Below are 25,916 nucleotides of genomic sequence, written 5' to 3'. Positions count from 1 at the left end.
AATCATTCGATATCCTATAATTGCATATTCGGGGTGCCGGATGCAGAAGCACCGTGAGCATGAAGCTAGCGCAGCACACGCAGTCTGCGCAGCAGCTTGGCAAGGCGAGGCCCCAACTTGGGCACAGCCGCCAGCTCCGCGGCGGTCAGTAGCCCTGTCCGGCCCGCCGCCAGCAAGAACACGGCCGAGCCTGCGGCAATGCCCAGCAGGCTCACGCCCATCGCGGCCAGTCTGCGATCGGCCGCGATACCCATGCCGCCGAGCACGGCTTCGGCGGCCCAGGCCGTGCCTACCGCCGCCAGACTCATGGCGGCGATCACCAGCGCCGGCTTCGCCAGGACGGCGCCAGGGGCAGGGCGCAGGGCGACAAGTCGCGCCAGCAGCGCCACATTCAGGCCAGCCGCCAGCATGTAGGCGACTGCGCCTGCCAGAGCCGCGCCGCTGATGCCCAGCGTCGGCACAAGCATGACGTTCAGCAGCGCCTTGACTCCTGCGGCGGCCAGCATGCTGAACGCGGGTGCGCGCACGGCGCCGAGGCCTTGCAGCAGCGCCGCCGCAATAATGCTGACGGTGCTGCCCGCAGCCGTCAGCGCCATGTACCGCAGTGCTTCGGTGCCTGCGGCATCTCCGTACAGCATGCGGTTAATCGGCTCCGCCAGCACCGCGAGACCCGCGGATGCCGCCAGGCCGATCAACCAGAACCAGCGCAGCGCGAGGCCTGCTTGCTGCCGGACGGCTTCTGGCCCGCCCTTTAACCGGGCTTCCGCCATCGCCGGAATAAACAGCACAGATAGTGACGTGGCCAGCATCGTCACCAGTTGAACCAGCGGCAATCCACGGTTGTAGATGCCGAAGGAAACCATCGACTGGAGCTCATCCAGTCCTTCTCCCCGCAGCAGCCGGGGCACAGTGAAGGTATCCACCAGATTCATCAGCGGTACGGCCAGCGACCCGAGACAGACAGGAATGGCATACATGAGCAACGTCCTGATCCATTCCCCGTTGGATCGTGACCGTTCTCCCAGAACGGGATTAATAGCACTCACCGTTTTCTTATGCGACGTAATTGGGCTATGCTCATGCCTGTCTGTTCCAGCCTCTCCGCCTTTACTGCTCCATTCCGAGTTCAATTGTCCGGTGACCACTTCCCTGTCTTTCCGCCGATGTCGGACCATGTACCCTAACATGACTAGTAGCCCAACCATTCCGCCGGCAACGGAGCCCATCATGGCACCAGCAGCGATAGTTTCAAGCGAAGCATCCCGCCTCATCAACCAGAGAAGCAAAACAATCATGACGGTGACACGTATCGTCTGCTCCACCACTTGTGATACCGCTGTTGGGACCATCTGCTGTAATCCCTGAAAATATCCACGCAGCCCTGTCATCACCGGTACAAACAACAACGCCCATGAAGCTGCACGAATCGATGGAACGACATGGCGGTTGCCAATCATGTCAGCGATCAGCGGCGCACCTGCATACATCAAGAGCGCCATTATAATTCCAATTCCCCCGAGCAGCACGGAAGATAGTCGAATAATTCTTCTGCTCTCGTCTGGTCTTCCCAGTGCATTCTGCTCTGCTACGAATTTGGATACGGCCAGCGGCAGTCCTGCAGCAGCAAGCGTGATAATGAGCATATATAACGGATACACCGTATTGTAAATGCCAAACACACCGTCTCCCCCCAGATTCTGCAGCGGAATCTTCTGAAAAGCACCAATGATTTTAGAGATAATGGCGGCAAGCCCAAGTACAAATGCACCCTGTAGCAGCCTTGAGCCTGTAGACGGCTGTTTCATAATTCCCTCCTGCGTATGTCCCTGCGTTCAATTAAGCATACCTTGCTATTATACCTGCCTGAAGGCGCACAGACTAACCCTCCCCCATGACAATCATCCCGGATCAACTCCTTGCCCCTTAAAAAGCAAAAAACTCCCGTATGCCCAAATCAGGGCACCAGGAGTTGATCTGCTGTCTATTGTTCCATTTGCTTGCCAAGGAAACCAGCAGCCGTCTCAGACATCTTCACTTCCATCTGAGACATCTTCACCGATTCATCCTTATTGAAAAGGATAACCGTTCCGATGGGGTCACCACCCGAGATAATCGGCGCAATAACAAAAGAAGATAACGTCTCGTCATGATCTTTGCTAAGCTCATAAGAACCGTTGTTAGTTTCCAAAATGGTCTTTCTGTTTTCCATACAGCCCTCTAACAGTTGACCTACCTGCTTGTCCAAATACTCTTTCTTGGAGCCCCCTGCCACCGTGATAATGGTGTCCCGGTCGGAGATCATGGTTACATGTCCTGTACTCTCATACAGGGATTCTGCATATTCTTTGGCAAAATCACCAAGCTCGCCAATTGGCGAATATTTTTTAAGGATAACTTCTCCATCACGATCCACGAAAATTTCCAATGGATCACCTTCACGAATACGTAACGTACGGCGGATTTCTTTTGGAATGACCACACGACCAAGGTCATCTATACGGCGGACAATACCAGTAGCTTTCATTTCACATGTTGCCCCACTTTCTCGAGAAGATTTTTCAACTACTGTTCCTTAATGGGTAGAGGAAAGTCCCAGAACGTTTAGTGTGATATCTTGACCATAGTATTCATCTGTTCCCATTTCCTTATACATACATTGGAGAATATAGTTGTGTAACTTTCGAAGAAGGCGACCATATACCCATACGGCTTAAATATATACAAGAAGAAGCAAGAAGGAGGTCCTAAGTCCTCCCCTTGCTTCTCTGTATGGTTGTCCATATTTACTATTGTACAAGGCATTCATTCGGGCGGATTTACCCCTGAACGTATGCTAACACAGCCATATTACTTACTGCTTGTACCTTCGTCTGTCGTTGCATCTTTATCTGTTCCAGTCGTACCTTGGTCAGTCTTGGTATCCGTACCTGTGGAGTCATCCGTTTTTGGTTCGGTTGTTTGCTCTCCTTCAGTTCCTGTACCTGTTGTGCCTTCAGTCGTACCTTCTTCAGCTTTTTCTGTTTTTGGCAGGTTCACTTCTTTTACGATTTTGTCCAATTCATTTTGCATGAACGTATCGATCTCAGCAGCTGCCAATTGGCTCTTCAGACTTTCTTTTTGCTCAGCCGTCAATTTCGTGAAGTCAGCTTCTGTACGAGCTTCCACTTTCATGATGTGGTAACCGTACTCCGTTTCAACTGGATCACTGATTTTGTTCAGTGGCAACGTTTTTGCAGCTTCTTTAAAAGCATCTACCCAGCTGCCTACAGGTGTTTCTTCATACAGTCCGCCTTTTTCAGCAGAACCTGGATCTTCGGAGTATTCTTTTGCAATTTCAGCAAAATCAGCTCCGCCATCCAATTTGGTTTTTACTTCTTTTGCAATTTTCAGTGCATCTTCTTTTTTACGTTCTTTTTGCGTTTTTGGATCTGTGAAGTTAATCAGCACGTGACGAACAGAAGCCGTTGTGAACTGATCTTTGTTTTTCTCAAACTCAGCCTTAATCGCATCTTCCGTAACGCCAGTTTCCTTGTCTTTGATTACCGTCATGATGCGAGTCATATAATCTTTAATGTTCTGGTCAGTCAGGTTCTGAGCTTTCAGCATTTCAGTCCATTGATCTGCCTGAACAGAAGCTTTCATTTTATCGAATTGCTCGGTTGCTGTTTTGGCACCCGCTGTTTTCGCTTCTTCACTTGCTTTGCCGCTCAGATATTCATAAGCAACTTCCTGTTTCACCAGGTACTCCTTGAAATCGTCCATATCCATCATTTGTGCATATTCCGGATAAAGGAATTTCATAACGCGCTGTTCCATATCGAATTCATTGGCTGTAATGGTACCACCATCATACGTAGCGACTACAGCACTTGTATCTGTCGATTCCGGTGCTTTCGCTTCTTCCTTCTTGCCGCAAGCAGCAAGCAATGATAAGGATAGTACTGCGACCATGCTCACAGACAGTACTTTTCCTACTTTTTTATACTTTGGTAACATCTTTTAGTTCCCCCTTTGATTTAAAAGCAGTCTTCATGGACTCCAGAATTTTCTCTACCAGCTCCATCAGTTGCTTATCCCCAAGCCCCTTGCCTTTAGCGTGAATCAGCATATGGGGTCCTTGTTCAAATTGTACACGTCTTTCGAACTGATTTCCAATGTGCGCGATTTTCGAGAGTTCAAAGGCCTGTTCGCGCCCTTCATAGAACTTCACAGTAATGTCCTCACCACGTTGGGAAATGGATTCAATACCGTAGATTTTGCCGTATACCTTCATCCGTGCAACAGCCAGCAAGTTGATGACGGCCTCTGGAAGATCACCGAACCGGTCAACCAATTCGTCTTCCAGCTCCATCGCATCGTCGAAGGATGCAATAACCGCCACTTTTTTGTAGATCTCAATCTTCTGAATACTGTCATAGATATAATCGGACGGCAAGTAAGCATCAATACTGAGATCCAGGGTTGTGTTCCACTGGTCGGAAGGTACCGGCTCCTCGCCAAGCATCGTAACTTTGCGTTTGTTGATCTCCTCCGCGAGCATCTGGGAATACAGATCGAATCCGACGGAAGCGATGAAGCCATGCTGCTCTGCTCCTAGCAGATTTCCCGCCCCACGAATCGACAAGTCACGCATGGCGATTTTGAATCCCGAGCCCAGTTCGGTGAATTCTTTGATCGATTGCAGACGTTTTTCGGCAACTTCAGTAAGCACTTTATCCCGTTGGTACGTAAAATAGGCATACGCAATACGGTTGGAACGACCCACCCGCCCGCGCAGCTGATACAGCTGGGAGAGCCCCATTTTATCCGCATCATGTACGATCAGTGTGTTTACGTTCGGAATATCTACACCCGTCTCAATGATACTTGTGCTCACAAGCACGTCATATTCACCATCCAGGAAGTCCAGAATCGTCTTCTCCAGCTCAGTTTCCGACATCTGACCATGACCCACACCAACCTTGGCTTCGGGCACAAGTTCAGAAATTTCGGCTGCCATCTCCTGAATTCCTTGAACACGGTTATAGAGGTAATACACCTGACCACCACGGGCAAGCTCACGCTCAATCGCTTCACGGACAAGCGCCTGACTGTGTTCAACCACATAAGTCTGCACCGGGAAACGATTCTCTGGTGGAGTCTCGATAACGGATAGATCTCGCACACCCAGCATGGACATATGAAGCGTACGCGGAATCGGTGTTGCCGTCAGCGTCAGCACGTCCACATTGGTTTTCAGCTTCTTCAGTTTTTCCTTATGAGTTACTCCAAAGCGCTGTTCTTCATCGACAATGAGCAGTCCCAGGTCCTTGAACACCAGATCCTGCGACAGCAGTCGATGCGTCCCGATGACAATATCCACGGTGCCTGCCTTGATGCCTTTGGCTGTTTCATTCTGCTCTTTACGCGAGCGGAAACGGCTAAGCACATGAATGTTGAAAGGATACCCGGAGAACCGCTCACGGAACGTTTCAAAATGTTGCTGTGCCAAAATCGTTGTCGGAACGAGTACAGCCACCTGTTTGCCTTCAATTGCTGCTTTGAACGCAGCACGAATAGCCACCTCGGTTTTGCCGTAACCAACATCCCCACACAATAAACGGTCCATTGGACGGTTTTGTTCCATATCCTTCTTGATTTCTTCGATCGCACGCACCTGATCACGTGTCTCATCGTAAGGGAACATGTCCTCAAACTCCTGCTGTTCCGCAGAATCCTTGTCGAATCCAAACCCTTTGGACGTCTGACGCTCTGCATACAGCTTGATCAGATCATCGGCAATATCCTGTACGGATGTGCGGACTTTATTTTTAACCCGTGTCCACTCATTACCGCCCAGCTTGTATATTTTAGGTTCTTTCTCTTCCGAACCAACGTATTTCTGAATCAGATCGATCTGTTCAATAGGTACAGACAGTTTGTCTCCACCCGCATAGAGAATATGCATGTAGTCCTTATGAATACCGCCAACCTCTAGGGTGCCGATCCCGAGGTACTTACCAATCCCGTGGTTCTGGTGAACGACATAATCGCCCACTTTTAGCTCACTATAAGATTTGATCCGTTCCGCATTGTCTACATTCCGAATCGGTTTGCGTACTTTACGCTGTTTTTGCGAGAACATCTCACCCTCAGTCACAACAGCCAAATGAATGGACGGCATTTCAAATCCGGTCTGCAAGTTACCGATCAGCATCTCCGGCTCCGGAATATCATAGTCCATCAGAACGCGGCGCATCCGATCTAATCGTTCCTCACCGTTCGCCAGCATGAGCACTTGAACTCCGGCCTTCTGCCAACGCTCCATCTCTGCCTTCAGTAAGTTCATCTGTCCATGGAAATCCTGCATGCCACGACTGATGAAGTTCAGAATGTTCTGTGGTTGGGTGTGTGGAACCTGACGCAAAAAGATCGACATAAACAACGTCTGGAATGGACGCTCATACAACAGTTCATCACCGTCTGCGGATAATGGAAGATCCGGAAGTGTTTTTCCATTTTGCATCAAATGCAGATTCCACTCCGATTCATCACGGTCGAGCTGTTTCGATGTCTCCGAGAGTCTGGCAGGCTCATCAAGAACTAGCAGGGTATCTTCTGGCATATAGTCGTAGATCGTTTTATTCTCCGGATAGAGCGGAGAAATATATTTGTACATTTCGGAGAAATACACGTGTTCCCGCAAAAGCTCGATCTCCCGGTGAATTTCTTCACGAAGACGCAGCTTCGCCTGCCGGTCGGTCATTTTCTCCAGCTGTTGCTCGAGCAAAAGAGCAGCTGCATCCGCAGCTTTTTCCATCCGTTCACGGTCTGCGATTAACTCCTTGCATGGCAGAACCGTAATTTCTTCAATCCGTTCAATTGAACGCTGATCCGCGGGGTCAAACGTCCGAATGGAGTCGATCTCATCATCAAATAACTCCACCCGATACGCGATCGATGAAGTAACTGGATAGAAGTCGATGATACCTCCGCGTACACTCATCTCCCCACGCGATTCTACGCGCTCCACACGCTCATATCCGAGCTTTACCATCTCCAGCAGGAAGGAATCCAGTTGAAGTGTGCTGCCCTGTTTAATCAAAATTCGAGCATTGGCCATCACTTCTGGAAGCGGGACATAACGTCTTACGCCGGAAAAGGGAATAACAACAACGCCCCTGAATCCCTGGGCGCAGCGGACCAACACATCAATACGCTGACCCAATGTTTCCGGACTGGAAACAGCAGCTTCAGCAGCGACAAGTTCGTTGGCAGGATAGATTAACACCTGATCATGTGAAAGCGCTTCCTGTAAATCTTCTGCAATTTTTTGAGCAGCAAACATATTATGTGTTACTACGAGCAATGGTCGGTTCATTTCCTGATGCAGAGCAGCCAGCATAATCTGACGCGCCGATCCGGACAAACCGGAAACCAATTGCTCTTTCATGCCGGACTTGATTCCGGCTGTAATGGACCCGAAGTCCGGATCTTTGGAAAAAGCCTGTATAAGTGCTTGTAACAAAAGGGGCACCTCTCTTATAACTTACTTGATTATCTCACGCATACGCGTAGCATCACTATTAAAATGGATACAAATTCCTTTTTGTCCTGTTTCATCATAAAGGATTACTCGCAACATTGCCACATCTGTTGATGTGGCTGAGCCTGATTTGGAGATAGCGCTGGCTTTCATTCCAACTGAAAAGAAGCCTCAGCAGGCTGCCAAGGCTATAAAAGGTGGAGCGTTATTACGCAACCGCCCTCAACTGTCATTCGATCCTGTTACAGGCGATGTCTACTGAAGCGGACTCGCGAGCAGACTAAGCTCTGGATTGTGCTCCAGGGCTTCCTTACAGTAATCACATGTAATCCGAACGGTAATGTCACCACCGGAATTATACGCTATTATATCCCTCCGCTCGTCGGGGGTCAAGAAATGAAAGCCGAGTTCTACTTCCGTTATCCGGGCAGAATCGATTCGTCCAATAAAGGTACGGCAATGCCGACATACGTAATTCACTGACATGTTTATGCCTCCTGAACATGGTTTATACGTCCAGTATGTCCAGTATGGCTGAATCGAACCCGTCTTTTTTGATCATTTTACCAGTATGTCTTACAGAATTAACCGTTAAACTTCGCCATTGTTTGTTCGAACGTATGAGTCAAGCTATGCTCCAGGGCATCACATGTTTGCTCAATGGTCTGATCAAGGGCTTCTTTTTCTTTCTTCATAAATGTCGACAGTACATAATCGACAATGGCATGTCCTGGTTCAGGCCGGGATATTCCCATGCGTACCCGGTTAAACTGCTGTGTACCGGTATGCTGAATAATGGATTTGATCCCATTATGTCCGCCTGCACTGCCTTGGTAACGCAATCTGACTTTGCCAATCTCTGTATCCATGTCGTCGTACACAACAATCAGATCTTCAAGACTAACTTTATAAAAGTCCATATACGCTCGAACCGATTCACCAGATAAATTCATAAAGGTCATGGGTTTGATCAGTACTGTTTTCACACCGCCAATGTTGCCTTCTCCAATCAGCGCCTTACATTTACTCTGAGTAATGGAGATACTATAACGATCAGCCAACCGATCCAGAGCCATAAAACCGATATTATGACGGGTTTTGGCATAATTCGAGCCTGGATTTCCAAGTCCGACAATCCACTTCATCTTGTTCCCTCCTTCGGATTAGCCTGAGGTGAGGCATAGACTTCGAATGTTATATTTCATATAATATCAGGAAAGTAAAGATCCGAATTTACTGTAGTATTCACAGTTATTATTTTATCAACCCAGGAAGGTGAGCGGGTTTTGCGCGAAGACAACGGACAACTGACTCAACATAGCGATTTTATCTATCATCTCGAATATCACGTACCTGTACAGGTATACGACCGCGACACCCATATTGAGATTGGTCTCATCACTCGTTTCGATAACCAATTCGTCGAGATTGCCGACACGCTTTTTCATCGGCGTCGTTTCCGATTTATCTCCCGCCCCGGGTATTAACTGACCAGCGTCTGTTTCACTTTTAATAAAACGGCACGCCGACAGGGGTTACATTTTCCATTGAACCGGAAAACGTAACCCCTCTACTACTTTATGCAGACATCCTTATTCAATTTCAAACAGCTTGCTGATTGACAATTCCTCATGAACCCGGATAATTGCTTCTCCGAGCAAAGGCGCTACAGACAACACTTTGAGTTTGCTTGTCGGATTCGCATGCGTAATTGGAATCGTATCCGTTACGATGACTTCCTTCAATGGTGCATTCTCCAAACGTTCCATCGCAGGTCCCGACAATACCGGGTGAGTACAGCACGCGTATACTTCTTTCACGCCGCCTTCCATCAGAGCATTCGCTCCCAGTACAATCGTTCCCGCCGTGTCAATAATGTCATCGATCAGAATGGCTGTTTTACCCTCGATGTTACCGATAATGTTCATCACTTCGCTCACATTCGGCTCAGGACGACGTTTGTCGATAATCGCAAGAGGTGCATTCAGGAAATCAGCCAGTTTACGTGCGCGGACTACGCCACCGTGGTCAGGTGACACAACAACTGGATTTTCGATCTGTTTCGACCGGAAATATTGAGCCAGAATCGGCACGCCGAGCAAATGGTCGACCGGAATGTCGAAGAATCCCTGAATCTGCATTGCATGCAAGTCCATCGCGATAACACGGGTTGCACCCGCTTTTTCGATCAGGTTGGCAACCAGTTTCGCAGTAATTGGGTCACGCGAACGTGCCTTGCGATCCTGTCTTGCATAGCCATAGTAAGGAATAACGACGTTAATCGTCTTGGCAGATGCCCGTTTAAGTGCATCAATCATAACGAGCATTTCCATCAGGTTGTCATTAACCGGCAAGCAAGTGGACTGCACGATGTAGACGTGACAACCCCGAACACTCTCGGAGAGTTTCACTTGAATCTCGCCATCGCTGAAGCTGGTTGTGTGAGATTCACCCATAGGAATCCCGATATAATCAGCAATTTGATGGGCGAGCTTGGGGTTAGAATTGCAAGTAAATATTTTTAATTTCGAATCAAAATAAGTCATAAAATAAAAACCCTCCGTGCTGGTTCATTGGAATCAATAAGCGTCTGCGACATGTCGGCACCTCCCGGTCTTCGGGAGGCAATCTTGTTATCAAAACCCCTTATTGGGGTTTGGCATTTTGTTTCTTGGCTTTGGCACGTCCGCGAATCTTCTCCGCATAACCAGGTTTATTCTCCTGACGTGGACGAGCAATGGCCAGGTCATTCTCGGGAACGGAATGGGTAACGGTGGAGCCAGCAACCACATAAGCGCCTTTTCCTACCGTAATCGGTGCAATCAGATTGACGTTGCTGCCTACAAAAGCATCATCTTCAATCGTTGTCACAGCTTTATTATAACCATCATAATTGACAGTTATTGCCCCACATCCAACATTTACGTTTTTCCCTACTTTGGCATCCCCAATATAGCTGAGATGAGATACTTTGGAACCTTCGTCAATTGTAGCATTTTTCACTTCAACAAAGTTACCAATTTTTACGTTGCGACCCAGTTTAGTCCCTGGACGCAAATTAGCAAATGGGCCTACCGTTGCATCAGAACCAACTTCGGCATTGGACAACACCGAATGTTTGATCGTAACTCCGTCCTGAATAACACTGTCTTCCACATCCGCCTGAGGACCAATATGGCATGCTTCACCAATGGAAGTTGTGCCTTTGAGGATCGTCCCCGGATACAATACCGTATCTGCTCCAATCGTAACATCCGCTCCGATATATGTCGATGACGGATCAATGATCGTAACACCGTTCAACATATGGCGTACAGCAAGACGTTCACGCATGAAGGCTTCGGCTTGCGAAAGTGCGAGTCGATCGTTAACCCCGATGGATTCTGCGATATCATCTGACATGTAAGCTTCAACCACTTCTCCATCATTGCGGAAAATGCCAACCACGTCTGTGAGATAGTACTCTCCCTGCGCGTTCTGGTTCGTCACTTTTTCCAGGGCTGCGAACAATTTTGCATTATCAAAACAGTATGTGCCCGTGTTAATCTCATTCACAGCATCTTCCTGCTCTGTGCAATCCTTTTGTTCCACAATCCGTTGTACAGACCCATCTTCTCCGCGAATGACGCGGCCATAGCCTTTGGGATTGTCCAACTGAGCCGTAAGAACTGTAGCTGCTGCTCCGCTGCTCTCATGCAGCTTCATCAGACCTTCCAACGTCTCACTGGTCACAAGTGGTGTATCTCCACAGACCACAATCGTAGAGCCAGTTTCACCGCCAAGCAAGGATTTAACCTGCTTCACAGCATGACCTGTACCCAGTTGTTCCGCCTGAAGTGCATACTCCGCTCTGGAACCCAAAAATGACTGCACCGCTTCGGCACCATGACCGACTACAACCACACTGCGTTCAATGCCTGCGCTGAGTGCTGCATCCAGCACGTGTCCAACCATAGGTTTGCCGCATACGGGATGCAGTACTTTGTACAATTTTGATTTCATTCGTTTCCCTTGCCCTGCGGCAAGAACGATTGCCATTCGTTTCAAAATTAACGACCTCCTGTTCTGAAAATCCCATTGAAATGCATTGCTGATCTATATCCAATGAGTATCGTTCAGCCGGCTTCAAGCCGGTCCTGTTCATCGCCTGCTGTCTCTGTAATCACACGTAACAACGCGGACACCAACGAATCGTGACCTATATGTATACGCCGTGTACCTGCGAGCTTAACCGAATCCCAATGATTCCTAAGATGCCGCCCTGCCACCAAGCGCACGATGCGCTTTTTGTTCTCTGCTAATAAACTCAATACTGAATATATCTTATTCCGGTCAAAAAGAAAAGAGAGCCATAAGACATGGCTCTCTTTTCCTTCGAACCCCAATAATGTTCTCAGGCACCTTCTTCAATGACTTCTTCCTCAGTTGCTGCGCGATCGTATTCAGTCAAAACTGCTGCCTGAATCTTCTCACGAGTACCGGAAGAGATCGGGTGGGCGATATCACGGAACTCTCCGTCCGGAGTACGTTTGCTCGGCATAGCAACAAACATTCCGTTGTTACCATCAATGACACGAATGTCATGAACGACGAATTCGTTATCGATGGTAATGGATGCGATAGCCTTCATTCTCCCCTCCGAGTTGACACGGCGGAGTCTGACATCCGTAATTTGCATGTGTGTGTTCACCACCTTTTTCCATCAGAACTTGGTGTATAATTCCACACAGCCTATACGAACTCCTTCTTTTTATAACCACAAAAATTTCCTAATTTCAGGAATTTTTTTATTTAATACACAATTCGACAACGTTAGTGCCAGGTCGATGGAAAAGAACCTTTACCGACACAAAATTCGTCATCTTTCTACAGGTCGAAATAGTTACCAGGCTTGACGGAAATGTGTCTGCTCTTGGCATCAACCGCTGTCAGCTTCGCCAGAGAGACGTAATCCGTTAGCAGGCGTTCCTCTGAATCTACAGAACCAGATTCAACCAGTACCCCTACCCCGGCTACCGTAGCATTAAACTCGGCCAAAAGATCAATCATTCCTTGCACCGTACCCCCGGCCTTCATGAAGTCATCCACAATGAGTACTCTGGAATGCTCACGCATCGCCCTGCGGGACAGGGACATGGTATGCAGACTTTTATGGGACCCAGATACATAATTGATACTTACGGCCGATCCTTCTGTAGCCTGATGGTCCCTGCGTACGAGCACGACAGGCAGGTTGAGCTGGGCTCCGGTCGCATAAGCCAGTGGGATTCCCTTGGTTTCTACCGTCATAACCACATCAATATTCATATTGCCAAAGGCCGTTGCAAATATCTTGCCGGCTTCATTCATCAATGCGGGTTGTCCAAGCAAATCAGACATGTACAGGTATTCTCCAGGCAAGATCCGATCAGGCTGCGCGAGCTGGGTCGACAGTCGCTCCGCGAATGCCAGTGCCAGTTCTCGAGATACCTTCGGAATCCATCTTACTCCCCCGGCTGCTCCAGCCAGTGTATGCAGTTCTCCTGACCCACCTTCTTCGAACACTTCCTTGATAATCGCCAAATCTTCACTAATCGAAGACTTCGCGGCTCCATAGCGTTCGGCAAATGTGGTCAAGGGTATAACCGTATGCGGTCTGGACAATAAGTATTGCGTCATTTCAACCAGCCTTGCGCTTCGTTTTAACTTCTTCACAGAGATCCATCCTCACGATCACGGAAACATCTAAATCCGAATAATTATTTAAAAATATACCACCTTTATACGTGTTTGTACATTATAAAAGCGAATTTTAAGTCAACATACGTACAGCGTAGACTTCTTTGCAGAAGCCGCGCAGACCATTGTATATCCGGGCAACCTTGGATTCTTTGGAGACTAGACCGAATACCGTTGGGCCGCTACCGGACATTAACACACCGTCTGCTCCCAGTCGAATCATAGCATCCTTCAGATGCTGAACTTCCGGATACAGCTTCAATGTTACATCTTCAAGTACATTGCCCATCTGGTCACATACTTCCGTAAATGATTGGTTACGAATAGCCTGCTCCATTTTGGCCGCACTCGGATGACGAACGATCTTGTCACTACGGAACCGTCCGTACACATCGGCTGTAGAGACGTTGATTGGAGGCTTGGCCAGAATCACCCAGCATTGCGGCGGATTAGGTATGGGAGTCAATTTCTCACCACGTCCTGTAGCGAGTGCAGTCCCTCCTGTGATACAGAATGGGACATCCGAACCGAGTTCAGCTCCAAGCTCCTGAAGTTCGTGATCCGGTATATTCAGCCGCCACAGACGGTTTAATCCACGCAGTGCTGCTGCTGCATCACTGCTACCCCCTGCAAGTCCGGCTGCAACTGGAATCTTTTTATCCAGATGAATATGGACGCCGGTGCGTACGTTATACCGCTCCTTAATGAGTCTGGCTGCCTGGAAAGCCAGATTCTTCTCATCCAGCGGGATATATCCCGCCTGACTGGAGATGAAAATGGTATCTCGCGGCAGCTCCGACATTTCCAGCCGATCAGCCAGATCGACCATGGTCATGATCATTTCAACTTCATGGAATCCATCGCTTCTTTTATGTAAAACGTCCAGCATCAAATTAATTTTAGCAGGCGCTTTTTCGTAAATTTTCAAGGCGTTCACCCGTCCTCACCTTTTCCCTAAGACAACTTAACATATTATATCAAAATGGGGCTGTCAAGTCATTTGTATTCCGCATCTAAGGGGAAAAAGCGGGGTTATTCCTGACGGATTTCCCCGCTTTTCAGTCTGCTTGAAACGGATTAAGATTTGCGCGCAGCCTGTTCAGCAAGTTGAATTGCACGTTTTACCATGTTTCCTGCATCCTTGGCTTTAATTCCGCCCCAGCCTTCCTGTTGCACCGTATCGTAGAAACCCAGGTCTTTCGCCAGCTCATTCTTCAGATCCTCTGACATGACACTTCTTCTTCTCCGACTCATGAACCATCCTCCTCCAAAGTATCCTTCATGATGTGATGAGTTCGTTCACGTTTTGGACATTTTACCATCAGGCCAAGTTCAGTTCCTGCATTTGCTTAGGAAACTGTTTCTTCACCTGTCCAAATAGTATGCCGCGACCATTCATCGCTCATTCCTGAGTATGTATGCTTTACCTTTAGAGACGAATTGGTGATTTAGTAAAAAACAAAAAAGCGATCCGCCCAGTGGGGCGAATCGCCTGTAAAACGATACTTACGTCTCCATGTAGGAGCTATGCGTCTGGCTGCCCGGGTCAAAAACCATGACTTCCACCGATTCCGTAAGTATATCCGCATAACTATAAGATACTCGCTTGAAGGTTTCTTGCTCTTCATCAAGCTTAACGATAAAAACAGAAGGGTACGTTTCTTCCAATACACCCGTACGCTCAATGGTCTTACGGCGGCCACCATTAGCCCGCAACATAATTTTCTGACCTATATGTGCGTCGAGATTGCGTTTGATATCCAACAGCGTGTTTTTAGCCATTGTCGACGACCACCTCTTTTCTTGTCCATTATACCGGATTTTACAGTCATTGTCAAATCAAAACTAATTATTATATCAGCATCAAAAAGTTGTTGTCAATGAATTTTTTTGCAAACAAAAAAAGCCCCAAATTGGGACTTTAAATGGCCTACATCAGACTGCCGATGGGTTCACTTTTAGCGTGGACAAATCATTCAATCCCGGCAGACCTACCCGGTAACTTCCTCGTGTCTCCACACCACCCACACCCTGGCTACCACTGATGGTATTGTGCAAGACATCACTCATGTTGACGGTATCCCGAACAGACGTGAAGGAGGCCTTGGCTGCGACATAGACCGGATCAAGTGCATGAATGAGAATTCGGCCCGGAGAACTGGCAAAGTTCGCTCCAGCGCGCAGCAGTGCCTCAAAATGGGACTGACAGGCCCCTGCTACAATGGTGAGTGCATCCAGGTGGCGTTCGTATTGTCTGGCCACCTGAATGGCCGACACAAAATTTTGTGAGTTCTTGTAGCTACCAAGACTATATAAGTCATAAGGCTGTCGTGTCTTAAGTACCCCATCATGACCCGTAATGACCACGATATCCGGACGTACTTTGGGTAATAAACGGTATAAGGTATCTGCCATTGCCGATTCATGGACATATTGTCCCTCTGCGGGAACACGAAGTTGCTCATAGAGATCCATACTTTTTTTCAAATAATTCGGATCTCCATCCAGATGAAGCACCTTACCAGGCATCTCAAAATAAGCCGGTTCCTGCTGTGCAGACCAATCCTGCACCAGACCTTCACGATTCCGCTCAGCCTGTTCCATTCGATTCTGCTGCAGGCGGGACAGGGTCTGATGTGCTTTAATATGCGCCTGTCTGGTCTTGGCGCTTTGCGGTTCGTAGGGAACCTGTATCAAATCGTCCACCGGGGAATCGGCAATCAGCCGGAACTCAGTCCCTTTAATGACCGCAGCATCCAACTGGAGGCCTTCCACCCGAAAAGTCACATCGCCGCCGTATGACTTCCGAACGACCAAGTCTCCGATATTCATCAACGTAATCACCTCTACCCCATCGTATGGGCAGAGACCCGGTTTGGTTCATTCAAATTTTACAGCGCGGCGCGTACCCCTGCTTCCCACATCACGGTGCTGAGTGTAGCATACTCCTGCAGGCTTAACGTCTCTCCGCGTCGGGACGGTTGAATACCTGCCTGCTCCAGCAGAATGTCTGCCTGTTCCCGGTTCTCCTTCGTGAAGAAGCGTGCCTTCAGGTTGTTCGAGATTGTTTTTCTCCGCTGGGCAAAAGAAGCCTGTACCACTTCGAAGTAATGTGCTTCATCCGGAATCTCCACGGGCGGTTGCTCACGCACCTTCAGCTTAATGACAGCCGATTCCACGTTAGGTTGCGGGATGAAGACCGTAGGAGGCACAATACACACAAGCTCCGGCATACTGTAGTACTGAACTGCGATGCTCAGACTACCGTAGTCTTTTGATCCAGGTGCAGCAGCCATGCGTTCAGCCACTTCTTTTTGAATCATGACAACGATGCTGTCTACCGGCAGTTTCTCTTCCAGCAGTTTCATCATGATCGGGGTCGTTACATAGTAAGGCAGGTTAGCCACGACACTAACTTTGTCTACGGATGCAAAATCCGTATTAAACAACTCAGCCAGATCAAGCTTCAGCACATCCCCATGATGAACACGTACATTTGAATAAGGCTGCATCACTTCTCCCAGGATTGGGATTAAGCGCTGATCAATCTCTACGGCTGTGACAGGACCAGCTACCCGAGCCAATCGTTCCGTAAGGGCCCCAATACCTGGCCCGATCTCGAGCGCGCCCTTGGACTCGTCCAAATCGGCTGCATTAACGATTTTGTTTAGTATATTTTGATCGATCAGAAAGTTCTGACCTAGACTTTTCTTGAATGAGAATCCGTGTCTTTGAATAATCTCTTTGGTTCGCTTGGGCGTTGCAATTTCTATCGTCTCTTCTATGTCCTTCATATGCTCACAATCCTTCACGTTCAATTTGCGCTAATGCTGTAGAGAACTCTTCCCGTGTAATCTGAAATACACTGAGACGTTTGTGGAACTGCTTCCCGTTACAATATCCAATACCCAGCAGATTGCCCATCTCCATGCGACGTGCAGCAGCCTGCGGATGCACGATAAGCCCTGCCGCGATCAGGTCCTCCCAATCGATCAGACTCGGAGCACCTTCGTATGAAGTATGTACGCGTTCCAGCGCGTGCCGAATCGCCTCCGGTGAGGCGTTCTCCACCCCAATGTCCCCTTTGCGCGTCGCATCCGCTTCTGGAATGAAGGCATGCTTGCAACCAGGGACCTTATTCGCAATAATTTTACGAATGCGTTCGCCAGCATGATCCGGATCTGTCAGTACGATGACTCCCCGTCTCTCCTGAGCAAGCGCTATTCGCTTCAGAATGCGTTGGTTGATGGCTGATCCACCCGTTTCTATCGTATCGGCTTCTACGGCCCGACGGATGGCTACCGTATCGTCACGGCCTTCCACCACAATGACTTCTTTTATCATGTTCCATTTCTTCCTTTCTAACGCAAAAAGAAGAGGAATATCCTCTTCTCTGCCAAACGGCGGGGGAGACTGAATTCAGACCCCTCCGCCGCATATTCCGCATGAATCATTCATGCAACTATTTTATAGCATTCCCATTTCAAAGTAAAACGATTTTAGTTCGCTTCCGGCTTCACCGGACCGATCACGTAGACCGTCTTGCCTTTCTTGCGTCCAAAATTCAGGGCATGCTTCACACTGTCATAATATACATCAATTTTGTTGCCTTTAATGGCACCGCCTGTATCTTCCGCACGACGGAAGCCCAGACCTTCGATATATACCCACCAGCCAATTGGAATGACTTTGGGATCAACCGCAATGGTGCGCCCTTCCGTTACACGAGTACCGGAAGCTGTTTTAGTACCAATGCCAGGCTCTTCGGAAGAGTAGGCAGTCATGGATACATTCTTAAGTACTTTGGAGTATTTAAAAGAAGTCCCGGATACGGTAATCACTTTGCTGCCCGAGGCAGCAGTTTTCTTCGAGTTCGTTGTTGTTGCCTGTTTCGTTGTTGAAGTCTGAGCCGATACGGTTTGAACCTCAGGCTCTTTTACAACCGGTTTTGCTTTGGTACCGACAGCGATCACTTTATCTACACGATTATTCGCGACGGATTTGCCGACCATTTTTTTGGAGACCAATTCTCCATCCTGAAATACCTTTTCGATATGCTGTACAAGTGTGCCTTCTTTGCCGCTTACAACGACACGGTTATCCCCTTTGTACAAGCTAGGGTCAGCCGTTTTGATCACTTTATAAGCGATCGGTTGTTCTACATCCACTGTACGCTTTGTTACCCGCACTACACGAATTTTCATATCCGCTTTGACTGCAGTTCCAAGCGCCGGATACACTTTATCATTACTTGCAACCTGAATACCTGATTTTTGAATTGCCTCTTGTACCGATGAATCGGTTGTATACAGAGTCTTGGTGTCTCCGTCTGCCGTAATGTTAACTGGAACGGCCCGCTCAATAACAATTCGGTCTCCATCTGTAATCGCCCCGTTCATGGACATGGATACCTTATCGTGAGGGCTGACTGTGATTGACTGCTCCTCCAGCATTTCCTGAAGCATTCCTGTACGAGTCTCTACCACCTGAGCTTTGCCATCAATAACCAGTGAAATTTGTTTCCCGGCCTGACCGTAAACGACTAACAAGATCATGATTGTAAGCGCAATTGAGAAAATCGCGATCAATGCCATTTGACGCATGTTCTCATGCTTCCACCGCAACGCGAAAGACTTACTGGATGATCGTGACTCATGGGTCTCTTCTGGTTGGAATGTGCCCACTTCTCCGTCCTCCTTCATAGCCTCGTCGTCTAAAGTAATGCATGATGTCTTTGACGTGACTATACCAATTTTTCTACAGAACACAGATCGGACCAAATGACCGGTTCTGCACCATGAATCAATCTTCGCAACATGATGTCATCCTCCTGAATACCTACCGTATGATGACAACATTTCTTTTATTCAAAAACAAAAAAAGCCAAAGAAAGAGTGTAAGAGGAACTCTTTCGTGGCTTCCGAATGATTCTGAATATCGGAAATTCATGCACGAGGTTGCCTCTCTTTTTCCGCTTGCGAGGTTAGCTGTCGGGTTCGGGCGAAAGAGAGCCGCCCTATCTTAGGTCACCCGCTCATGGCGGACGCCTTTGAATTCACCCCGAGACCCAAAGAAGAAATCAAATATGGCTTCGCAGATCCTCTCGCTGCTTTTGGGTCAGCGAACGATGCGCATCGGCCAAATACACCGATGTTTAAGCCCTATTGGTTCCCCCGCTCTCCGTTAACGGAGACTCAGCGAGACTGATTCATGAAAGTATTGTTGTTTCATCGGAAAGTGTCCCTTTGTTCATCCCCCGAACATCTGTCCAATTTTCCGCACAACAATTCACTGAAAAGATGATATCCTGTTTTGATGCATGTTGTAAAGCGTTGATCAAGTACGTTTTTCTGAATATTTGGTTAAAATATTGTAATATTCTTGATTTATTTGGATCAAAGAGCAAATTAACTCCGCTTAACTCTCTATTTCACCTGATTTACTCGTTTTTTTAACGAATACCAAATCGTTCCATGGCATTTTTGGTTGTTATTGCAGCAATTTCCTCTACCGAAATGCCTTTAATTTCCGCAGCTGCCTCTGCAACCAGACGTACATGCGCTGTCTCATTTCGTTTTCCACGGTACGGATGAGGTGTCAGATATGGAGCATCTGTTTCAATGAAAAACCGGTCCATAGGAACCTTCTCCAGAACCTCTTTTGGTTGCTTTGCATTTTTGAATGTGATTGGACCTCCGAAGGACAGATGGAAGCCCATATCGAGACAACTTTTCGCCGTTTCCCAGCTACCCGAGAACGAGTGCATCACACCACCAACCTCGCCAGCCTTCTCTTCACGCAAAATTCTTACAATATCCTCGTGCGCATCCCGATTATGGATGACAATTGGCATGTTCACTTCACGCGCCAAAGCAATTTGTTGTCGTAATACGCGATGTTGCACTTCCTTCGGCGAAGTATCCCAGTGATAATCCAATCCAATCTCACCGATCGCAACCACTTTTTCATGCCTGCATAAAGATGCAATCCACTCCAAATCGCCCTCCTGCATTGTGATCGCATCTACGGGATGCCACCCTACAGCTGCATATATAAAGTCATACGTTTCGGCGAGTTTCATTGTGGTTGGAATCGTCTCCCGGTTAAAACCAATGTTGATCATGCGACCAACCCCCGCATCCACGGCACGTTGAATCATTTCCTCGCGGTCCTCGTCGAATTGTGGTGCATCCAGATGTGTATGTGTGTCGAACAGCATCATGTTTGAATCTCCCTTCATGTCGAACTAACGACTATCTTCTTTTTGGTAATTTAATTTATAAAATCCAATAATTTAATGTTTCATAAAGAAAATTTTAAAAACCCTTGGATTTCCGTCATTACACTCTTTTCTTCACAAACTACAATATATAGAAGATATACGGATACTCGGATCTATATATTGCTAACGACGATGACTCTAACTACTTTATTTTACAAAATTATGTCGATCTACATATACTCCCCATTAAAGCAGATTACTGTATCATGAAAAATAGCTCTTTTAGAAAGTCTTTTGAACTCGAAATTTTTCACCAAGTTGTACACTCATCATTACAAGAAATAGGGGCGTATATGGGACGGTAATTCGTGAATAATCGCATCCACCTTGTTTTGCGGGTAATACAAATGATGTTTTCCCCGATGTAGCCCACTGATGGAACGGACAATGTCGGATACTTCTGACAACTCATGTAACTTGTCCTGTCGATCGAGCAGAAGAATCTGCTTATCCGTGGATTCATCCGGACGAAACACATCATACGGATTATCCGATGGAAAATCAATTTCAAGATCATATTCGGGATTAAGACCTGCCTGAACAAATGCTTCCCGAATCTCTTCCATCATTATCAAGTCGGTCTGTTCAAGTTCTACATACTTATATAACTTGCGATCCATAAAACGTTCGCATAACTCACTTAGAACAGTATCGTCCTCCTTGCGCCACTGCGTAAATGCCGTCTGAATCAAAGCTTCATCCAACTGCAAATATTCCTCTACCGATAGTTCTCCTTCAAATAATTGAGGTAGTGGATCGATCATGAAGCGGAATTGAAAATTTTCCTGTATAAGTGTTTTCGCTCGCTTGAATATTTGCCGCAATATAATTTCGGAACTCCGGGTTACCGGATGGAAGTAAATCTGCCAATACATCTGATACCGAGACATTAAGTAATCCTCAACAGCATGCATGCCTGAGTCTTTGACTACAATCCGTCCATGATAAGGGCGCAGCATGCGAAGGATACGATCAAGGTCGATTGTTCCGTAGTTTACTCCTGTAAAATAAGCATCCCTGAGCAAATAATCCATTCGGTCCGCATCAAGAGGGCTGGTCACCAGATTGACCACAATCGGCTGCTCATACGTTTTTTGAATTACAGAAGCCACTTTCTCAGGAAAATCAGGAGCATACCGTCTTAAGATTGCCCCTACTTCGGTATCACCTGTAATGATGCGACAAGTCCAATCTTCGTGATTCATGTCAAAAGCTTCCTCGATGGAGTGAGAGAATGGCCCATGCCCAAGATCATGAAGTAAAGCTGCGCACAGAGCTACAATCTTTTCTTCTTTCGGCCAATCCGAATAATGACTTCTTTCAAATTGAGAGATGATCTTGCGCGTAATTTCATAAACACCCAGTGAATGTGAGAAACGACTATGCTCTGCCCCGTGAAAGGTAAGGTACGAAGTCCCCAACTGACGAATCCGGCGTAAACGCTGAAATTCGGGAGTGTTGATTAACTCCCATATAACTGGATCTTGCACGTGGATGTAATTATGTACCGGATCTTTAAACACTTTCTCTTCCGTTAAACGTTGTTCCATATCGACTCACTCCTTTAATTTCTCTTATATTAACGCTTTGATCTCTACAATTCATCAAAGATTCGACACAGCATGACGAACTTTGTCGAATAACGTAGTTTTGTCGTTTTCCAAATCGACAAAGCTGACATTGATGTTTAAATACGAAAAACGGCTTTCAATCCCTTACCACCAGTAACCTTGTGAAAAACAGCCTTAATTTTAAGCTAATTTTAAGGTTGACTGTTTTGGGAATCGTTGGTATGATGAGTATCATAAAACATAAAATAATGTCGAATAATGACAATGATAGTTAGCTGAGAGGAGCACTGATTATAATGATGAAATCAACAGGTATTGTAAGAAAAGTGGACGAACTAGGACGGGTAGTTATTCCAATCGAATTGCGCCGTACGCTCGGTATTGGTGAAAAAGATGCTCTGGAAATCTATGTTGACGGCGAGCGCATCATGTTGAAAAAATACGAGCCTGCTTGTATCTTCTGTGGTAATGCAGAGAACGTTACTTACTTCAAAGGTAAAATTGTTTGTAACGAATGTATTTCCGAAATCCCTGCACCTGTGACAAAATAAGAAAAACTAGGTATACTGGACTTATCTAAATTGTTATTTCCAACCTTTTTAATATTCCTTAATGGCCTTCCCGGTGTGAACCCCACCGTGGAAGGTATTTTTTTGCCCTGTTATGGGTTCCATTACCCAAAATGGGTCTGTCACACCACAACCGGGAGAGAGCGGTAAATTTTATTTGGAATTTTTTTGAACCGCTCTGCTTTTTTAAGATTCCACTAAGGTTGGGTATAAGGTTCTTTTCAGGTTATGTTCCCCATGACAGATGATAATTGGTTCGATTAGCTACTCGATTAACGCATTATATACATCCCGCTTCGTAAGACCACGATCGGTTGCCGTTTTTTTCATCGCATCTTTGCGATTATGTCCTTCACCCTCATAGTGGTTGACATGATCCGCAAGCGACATAAGCTGCCACCATGCTTCGCGCTCAGCCTTACGCTCTTCTTCCTTAATGCCTTCTACCAGCAAACAGTACTCGCCAAGAGGTGGATGCTCTTCAAGCCAGTCTATGCATTCCTTCACAGTGCCCCTTGCGAATTCCTCATGACGCTTGGTTAGTTCACGGGCCAGGACAATCGAGCGGTCACCCAGAATTTCTTCGAGATGGACTAATGTTTTTCGAATACGATGAGGTGATTCATAAAATAACAAAGTCCCGTTGGATTCGTCAAAAGCCTCCAGCACTTTTCGCATGTCCTTTTTCTCCCGCGGCAAAAAACCGCCGAATGTAAAGCGCTCCGTCGGTAATCCGGACACGATCAGAGCAGACAACGCAGCATTGGGTCCAGGGATGGGAATGACCGTTATTCCGGCTTCCAGCGCAAGCTGTACAAGGTCGGAACCTGGGTCCGAAATGGCTGGCAGACCGGCATCACTGACCAGTGCCAAATTTTTTCCTTCTATTATATAGCGTATCAGTTCAGGGCCACTTGCTCCCTTGTTATGCTCGTGATAACTAAACAACATCGACGGTGTAATTTCAAAATGGGTAAGCAGCTTTCGGGTCTGGCGTGTATCTTCTGCTGCAATGATGTCACAGCTCTGCAAAGTCTTGATGGCCCGGAAGGTCATGTCCTCCAGATTACCAATGGGTGTTCCAACCAGATACAGCTTGCCCGAGCCTTCAGGCTGCTCCGCATAACTTTTCTGAATATGCAAAGTCATCTAAAGTCCTCCCTTCGTTGTGCGCTCAGCATGTTGCTGACCATAGTAAATATCCATAATCTCTTCGCAGTATTTCCCCTCTTCATTGTAGACAATGAGTGGAGGAAGCATCCTTACTTCGGGTTTACCATCTTTCATTCCTTCAATTAATACCATGTTGGCTTCCAGATGAGCGCGGGGATGTACCATCCGAATCCGTTTGGGCTCCAACTTATATTCGCGCATGAGCGAGATAATCTCTGCAAGACGCTGCGGACGATGAACCATCGATACTTTACCGCCATTACGTACAAGTCGACTGCAAGCCTGGATCACTTCTTCCAAGGTACATCCAATCTCATGACGTGCCATGGCCTGATGTGTATTCATCTTGAGATCACTGCCATTCAGAGGCATGTATGGGGGATTAACCGTTATTGCATCATAGACAGCGTGACCCGTTTCTTTCACCAGTTCTCGCAAATCACCTTCACGAATCATAATCGACTCATCCAGTTCATTTAATTGCACACTGCGACGCGCCATATCAGCCAAACGCGGCTGAATCTCGATCCCTTCCAGACTAGCCTGCGTACGCGTTGTAAGTAGAATGGGAACGACCCCATTACCTGTACACAAATCAAGTACACGACCCCGTTTGGGTACGGAAGCAAACCGAGCCAACAATACCGCATCCATTGAAAAACTGAATACTTCATCACTTTGAATGATTCTCAGATCATGAGAGAGCAGATCATCAATCCGCTCTGACTCATGTAACACTACTTCATTTGCTTTCATATGTTACGCTCATCCTCCGGTACTCTATATCTCATGTTCGTTAAGTTTAGGTTTGTAACCTTGAAAAAAAACCGTAGGGGATCCCTACGGTCACTTCATTTATTCAAAAAAGACAGGCAGAACAGACAATCGCCTTCCGTCCGCAGATGTCCATAATAGACGTTGCAGATATGGAAGCCTTCGTGATACAACCGGGCCAGGTTATCATACCCTTCACCCACAACATCTTCACCTGTAGCCGGACCTGCTGGTCTTGCTACGGGAGCGAGTGCTGAGGAGATCGGCAGATCTGCCGGAGCTTCACGCTTAAGCAGCTTGCGTAACTGCTCATTCTCGATGGTAAGCCGCTGATTATCCTCAAGCAGCTCCTTCACAATCATTTTTAACTCTCCTAAATCACCGTGCAACTGACCCAATTGGGTTTCCATTTCATGAATGTGCGTAAACAGATTTTTCTTTTCCAAGTTTCCACCCCGAAGCAACCTTTATGGTTTACTTGATAACGACGTCATCCAGCGGAAGTTCTTTGACTTTACTGATGTCGAACAGTTGAACATGGACTGTGCGGCTACCGGCATTAATTCCGACAACTTTTCCTTCACCCAATGAGGTGACGACCAATTTGCCTACAGCCGGAAGTTCTTCTCTCACACTTTCATAGTTATCATGCTCAAATTTCAGACAGCACATGAGTCTTCCGCACAACCCTGAAATTTTCGTCGGATTCAGTGACAGGCTCTGATCTTTAGCCATCTTGATTGATACCGGCTCAAAGTCTCCCAGCCAGGAAGAACAACACAACACACGGCCGCAAGGTCCGATTCCGCCAAGCATCTTCGCTTCATCACGTACACCAATCTGTCTCAGCTCGATTCGTGTCCGGAAAATACTTGCCAGATCCTTGACCAGCTCCCGGAAATCAACTCTTCCTTCAGCTGTAAAATAAAATATGATTTTATTGCGATCAAACGTAAATTCCACATCGACCAGCTTCATTTTGAGGCCATGGTCTTTGATTTTATTTAAACAAGTACCGAATGCTTCTTTGGCTGCACGCTTGTTCTCATCAACCACACGGGCATCTGTCTCGCCCGCAACGCGGATGACTTTCTTCAGCGGCAACACCACATCGGACTCGCCCACTTCCTTCTTACCTACGACAACCTTACCGTACTCAACCCCCCGCGCTGTCTCCACGATAACGCAGTTTTCTTTCTCAATGGGAAGGTCCAGGGGATCGAAGTAATAAATTTTGCCCGCTTTTTTGAAACGGACACCCACTACACTGTACAAAAAATTAACCCCCTTGTAAGCCAACCCCA

Annotated in this window: 26 protein-coding genes and 1 riboswitch; of the genes, 2 read left to right on the top strand and 24 right to left on the bottom strand. The window is 47.1% G+C overall.

The window, feature by feature from the left end:
- Positions 1 to 65 precede the first annotated feature (65 nt).
- From MHI06_RS00240 to pth, 6 genes are all read right to left on the bottom strand, one after another.
- On the bottom strand, positions 66 to 1,805 hold the full coding sequence (locus tag MHI06_RS00240; protein WP_340400050.1) for a polysaccharide biosynthesis protein: 1,740 nt from the start codon (positions 1,803 to 1,805) through the stop codon (positions 66 to 68).
- A 176-nt stretch (positions 1,806 to 1,981) separates the two neighbouring features.
- Entirely contained in the window at positions 1,982 to 2,524 is a 543-nt protein-coding gene (gene spoVT, locus MHI06_RS00235; RefSeq protein ID WP_036606123.1) for a stage V sporulation protein T, read from the bottom strand.
- A gap of 323 nt (positions 2,525 to 2,847) precedes the next feature.
- On the bottom strand, positions 2,848 to 3,996 hold the full coding sequence (locus tag MHI06_RS00230) for a peptidylprolyl isomerase (RefSeq protein ID WP_264935582.1): 1,149 nt from the start codon (positions 3,994 to 3,996) through the stop codon (positions 2,848 to 2,850).
- Positions 3,980 to 7,507, bottom strand: a complete 3,528-nt coding sequence (gene mfd / locus MHI06_RS00225; protein WP_340400049.1) for a transcription-repair coupling factor — start codon at positions 7,505 to 7,507, stop codon at positions 3,980 to 3,982. Before mfd ends, MHI06_RS00230 begins: the two co-directional genes overlap by 17 nt.
- Positions 7,508 to 7,780: 273 nt before the next feature.
- Entirely contained in the window at positions 7,781 to 8,011 is a 231-nt protein-coding gene (locus tag MHI06_RS00220) for an anti-sigma-F factor Fin family protein (RefSeq protein ID WP_017691368.1), read from the bottom strand.
- A 98-nt stretch (positions 8,012 to 8,109) separates the two neighbouring features.
- A complete protein-coding gene (pth, locus tag MHI06_RS00215) occupies positions 8,110 to 8,670 on the bottom strand; it encodes an aminoacyl-tRNA hydrolase (protein WP_169482995.1) in 561 nt (186 codons plus the stop codon).
- Between the two features lie 141 nt (positions 8,671 to 8,811).
- Between pth and MHI06_RS00210 the strand changes: the two genes are divergently transcribed.
- Positions 8,812 to 9,012, top strand: a complete 201-nt coding sequence (locus tag MHI06_RS00210) for a hypothetical protein (protein WP_024633712.1) — start codon at positions 8,812 to 8,814, stop codon at positions 9,010 to 9,012.
- 105 nt (positions 9,013 to 9,117) lie between these two features.
- Here the strand turns inward: MHI06_RS00210 and MHI06_RS00205 are convergent, their stop codons facing one another.
- From MHI06_RS00205 to MHI06_RS00140, 14 genes are all read right to left on the bottom strand, one after another.
- Positions 9,118 to 10,071, bottom strand: coding sequence for a ribose-phosphate diphosphokinase (locus MHI06_RS00205; protein WP_017691370.1), 954 nt, complete (start codon positions 10,069 to 10,071; stop codon positions 9,118 to 9,120).
- Positions 10,072 to 10,171: 100 nt separating this feature from the next.
- Positions 10,172 to 11,572 (bottom strand): bifunctional UDP-N-acetylglucosamine diphosphorylase/glucosamine-1-phosphate N-acetyltransferase GlmU, encoded by a 1,401-nt coding sequence (glmU, locus tag MHI06_RS00200; protein WP_340400048.1) that lies wholly within the window; start codon positions 11,570 to 11,572, stop codon positions 10,172 to 10,174.
- 68 nt (positions 11,573 to 11,640) lie between these two features.
- Entirely contained in the window at positions 11,641 to 11,835 is a 195-nt protein-coding gene (locus MHI06_RS00195) for a hypothetical protein (RefSeq protein WP_124118801.1), read from the bottom strand.
- An 83-nt stretch (positions 11,836 to 11,918) separates the two neighbouring features.
- Positions 11,919 to 12,203: a septation regulator SpoVG gene (spoVG, locus tag MHI06_RS00190; RefSeq protein ID WP_017691372.1), complete on the bottom strand. Its 285-nt coding sequence runs from the start codon at positions 12,201 to 12,203 to the stop codon at positions 11,919 to 11,921.
- 188 nt (positions 12,204 to 12,391) lie between these two features.
- On the bottom strand, positions 12,392 to 13,219 hold the full coding sequence (gene purR / locus MHI06_RS00185) for a pur operon repressor (protein ID WP_062838094.1): 828 nt from the start codon (positions 13,217 to 13,219) through the stop codon (positions 12,392 to 12,394).
- A gap of 97 nt (positions 13,220 to 13,316) precedes the next feature.
- Entirely contained in the window at positions 13,317 to 14,171 is an 855-nt protein-coding gene (gene ispE / locus MHI06_RS00180) for a 4-(cytidine 5'-diphospho)-2-C-methyl-D-erythritol kinase (protein WP_026081373.1), read from the bottom strand.
- Positions 14,172 to 14,320: 149 nt separating this feature from the next.
- Positions 14,321 to 14,497, bottom strand: coding sequence for a small, acid-soluble spore protein, alpha/beta type (locus tag MHI06_RS00175; RefSeq protein WP_017691375.1), 177 nt, complete (start codon positions 14,495 to 14,497; stop codon positions 14,321 to 14,323).
- 252 nt (positions 14,498 to 14,749) lie between these two features.
- The gene (locus MHI06_RS00170; RefSeq protein ID WP_053778931.1) at positions 14,750 to 15,025 is read right to left on the bottom strand and encodes a Veg family protein; all 276 of its coding nucleotides are present in this window, start codon (positions 15,023 to 15,025) and stop codon (positions 14,750 to 14,752) included.
- A 153-nt stretch (positions 15,026 to 15,178) separates the two neighbouring features.
- Positions 15,179 to 16,075 carry a sporulation peptidase YabG gene (gene yabG / locus MHI06_RS00165; protein ID WP_017691377.1) on the bottom strand — a complete coding sequence of 299 codons (897 nt, stop codon included), beginning with the start codon at positions 16,073 to 16,075 and terminating at the stop codon, positions 15,179 to 15,181.
- A gap of 59 nt (positions 16,076 to 16,134) precedes the next feature.
- A complete protein-coding gene (rsmA, locus tag MHI06_RS00160) occupies positions 16,135 to 17,037 on the bottom strand; it encodes a 16S rRNA (adenine(1518)-N(6)/adenine(1519)-N(6))-dimethyltransferase RsmA (protein WP_169482994.1) in 903 nt (300 codons plus the stop codon).
- A gap of 4 nt (positions 17,038 to 17,041) precedes the next feature.
- Positions 17,042 to 17,587: a ribonuclease M5 gene (gene rnmV, locus MHI06_RS00155; protein WP_062838096.1), complete on the bottom strand. Its 546-nt coding sequence runs from the start codon at positions 17,585 to 17,587 to the stop codon at positions 17,042 to 17,044.
- A 155-nt stretch (positions 17,588 to 17,742) separates the two neighbouring features.
- A complete protein-coding gene (locus MHI06_RS00150; protein WP_340400047.1) occupies positions 17,743 to 18,927 on the bottom strand; it encodes a ubiquitin-like domain-containing protein in 1,185 nt (394 codons plus the stop codon).
- A 272-nt stretch (positions 18,928 to 19,199) separates the two neighbouring features.
- A riboswitch (cyclic di-AMP (ydaO/yuaA leader) is annotated at positions 19,200 to 19,453 on the bottom strand.
- 241 nt (positions 19,454 to 19,694) lie between these two features.
- Positions 19,695 to 20,465 carry a TatD family hydrolase gene (locus tag MHI06_RS00145; protein ID WP_340400046.1) on the bottom strand — a complete coding sequence of 257 codons (771 nt, stop codon included), beginning with the start codon at positions 20,463 to 20,465 and terminating at the stop codon, positions 19,695 to 19,697.
- 332 nt (positions 20,466 to 20,797) lie between these two features.
- Complete coding sequence (locus tag MHI06_RS00140; protein ID WP_169482991.1) at positions 20,798 to 22,075, bottom strand: HD domain-containing protein; 1,278 nt, start codon at positions 22,073 to 22,075, stop codon at positions 20,798 to 20,800.
- Between the two features lie 317 nt (positions 22,076 to 22,392).
- Here MHI06_RS00140 and MHI06_RS00135 point away from each other — a divergent pair, with 317 nt between their 5' ends.
- On the top strand, positions 22,393 to 22,647 hold the full coding sequence (locus MHI06_RS00135; RefSeq protein ID WP_024633700.1) for an AbrB/MazE/SpoVT family DNA-binding domain-containing protein: 255 nt from the start codon (positions 22,393 to 22,395) through the stop codon (positions 22,645 to 22,647).
- 282 nt (positions 22,648 to 22,929) lie between these two features.
- Here the strand turns inward: MHI06_RS00135 and rsmI are convergent, their stop codons facing one another.
- The 4 genes from rsmI to MHI06_RS00115 all read right to left on the bottom strand — a co-directional run bounded on the left by rsmI (position 22,930) and on the right by MHI06_RS00115 (position 25,887).
- A complete protein-coding gene (rsmI, locus tag MHI06_RS00130) occupies positions 22,930 to 23,814 on the bottom strand; it encodes a 16S rRNA (cytidine(1402)-2'-O)-methyltransferase (RefSeq protein ID WP_169482990.1) in 885 nt (294 codons plus the stop codon).
- Positions 23,815 to 24,594: a tRNA1(Val) (adenine(37)-N6)-methyltransferase gene (locus MHI06_RS00125; RefSeq protein ID WP_264935575.1), complete on the bottom strand. Its 780-nt coding sequence runs from the start codon at positions 24,592 to 24,594 to the stop codon at positions 23,815 to 23,817.
- Between the two features lie 95 nt (positions 24,595 to 24,689).
- Positions 24,690 to 25,058 (bottom strand): DNA replication initiation control protein YabA, encoded by a 369-nt coding sequence (yabA, locus tag MHI06_RS00120; protein WP_017691386.1) that lies wholly within the window; start codon positions 25,056 to 25,058, stop codon positions 24,690 to 24,692.
- A gap of 28 nt (positions 25,059 to 25,086) precedes the next feature.
- The gene (locus tag MHI06_RS00115; RefSeq protein ID WP_053778939.1) at positions 25,087 to 25,887 is read right to left on the bottom strand and encodes a stage 0 sporulation family protein; all 801 of its coding nucleotides are present in this window, start codon (positions 25,885 to 25,887) and stop codon (positions 25,087 to 25,089) included.
- Positions 25,888 to 25,916 lie beyond the last annotated feature (29 nt).

Origin of the sequence: Paenibacillus sp. FSL H8-0079 (genome assembly GCF_037991315.1) — a bacterium.
GTDB lineage: Bacteria > Bacillota > Bacilli > Paenibacillales > Paenibacillaceae > Paenibacillus.
This window is presented reverse-complemented; position numbering and strand designations above follow the sequence as displayed.